Annotated in this window: 2 protein-coding genes; both read right to left on the bottom strand. The window is 54.7% G+C overall.

Features of this window, described 5'->3' with window-relative positions:
- Nucleotides 1-331 (bottom strand): nitroreductase family protein (locus HWQ67_RS19140; protein WP_218254290.1); only part of this gene is annotated, 331 nt, incomplete at its 3' end.
- A gap of 153 nt (nt 332-484) precedes the next feature.
- Nucleotides 485-1,215 (bottom strand): NAD(P)-dependent oxidoreductase (locus tag HWQ67_RS19135; RefSeq protein WP_218254289.1); only part of this gene is annotated, 731 nt, incomplete at its 5' end.

The raw sequence follows: 1,215 nt of genomic DNA, 5'->3' as shown, positions 1-1,215 counted from the left end.
GGCAGCAGTGGCGCTTCACCGTTCTGACCGGCGACGCTAAGAGGAGGCTGACGGATCTGTTCCGCTCCATGATCCCGCACGACGCCAGCGACGAACCCATCTCAGCGGGCCCCACCCATCTGGATCTGGCCTCGAGCTTGGAGCGGAACAGATCCGTCAGCCTCCTCTTAGCGTCGCCGGTCCGAACGGTGAAGCGCCACTGCTGCCCGTTCTTGGCTGACGGCGCCCACGTCCCCGCCTCCAGGACATCTCTAATCACCTCCATGGGAACGGGGCTGTCCATATAGTTCCTGACGCTGCGCCTTCCCTTGATGGCATCGTCTAGCTCCATTGTGATCGCGTGAAAAGCAATGTGAATAGATCATTTAAGGGGCTCGAAGACGTGTTTGGGTTTGGGGTCATAGCCTTATCCTCCCCACATATTTCTCCCGTTTTCAAAAGTCAAGGTCCCCCATCTGGAAATGTAGCATATTGGGCGGCGCTACTAGATGCTGTTTACCAGATAATTCGGCTTAACACCCTCAAGGTACCTTTTAATGTTTTCAGATGATTGAATTCGGCCACGCAGGGTTCCCTCCTTGGAGTTACCAGCGATGTGAGGGGTAAAGAGAACATTATTGAGACCAGCGAAAGCCCTTGAAAACTTGGTGAATTCATCAGGTCCCCGAGGCACATCGACGGCTGCCCCGGAGAGCTTTCCCGTCCTTAAAGCATCGGCTAAGGCCGCCTCGTCGACGATCTCGGCTCTTGCAGTGTTGACGAGAATCGCCCCGTCTTTCATCCTCTTAATCTCCTCAGCACCAATCATCCCCCTCGTCTCCTTTACGAGAGGGACGTGGATGCTCAGGATGTCGGATAGCCCCAGCAGGCCGTCCAGGCTGCTATACCTGACCCCGAGCTCTTTCTCCTCGCCTGCCGAAAGCCTCGTCCGCTTGTTATATAGAATCGATACGTCGAAAGGCTTGACTAGCTTGACTACCTGTCTGCCTATATTTCCAAGGCCGAGTATCCCCAGCGTCTTACCATGCAGCTCCAAAACCCGGTTGTTCAAGACGAGTTCGTTCTGCAGCCACTTGTCCTGAATCATCCCTTGATGGGCGTAGAATGCCTTCTTCAACAACACGAGGATCGACATCAAGGTATGCTCGGCGACTGAGATGGAGTTCCAACCAGGGTTATTAGCCACAGGTATGCAGAGCTCCGTTGCAGCCTTGA

Source organism: Candidatus Magnetobacterium casense (assembly GCF_019173545.1).
Classification (GTDB): Bacteria; Nitrospirota; Thermodesulfovibrionia; order Thermodesulfovibrionales; family Magnetobacteriaceae; genus Magnetobacterium; species Magnetobacterium cryptolimnobacter.
The sequence above is the reverse complement of the archived record's forward strand: the minus strand, read 5'-3'. Positions and strand labels throughout refer to the sequence as shown.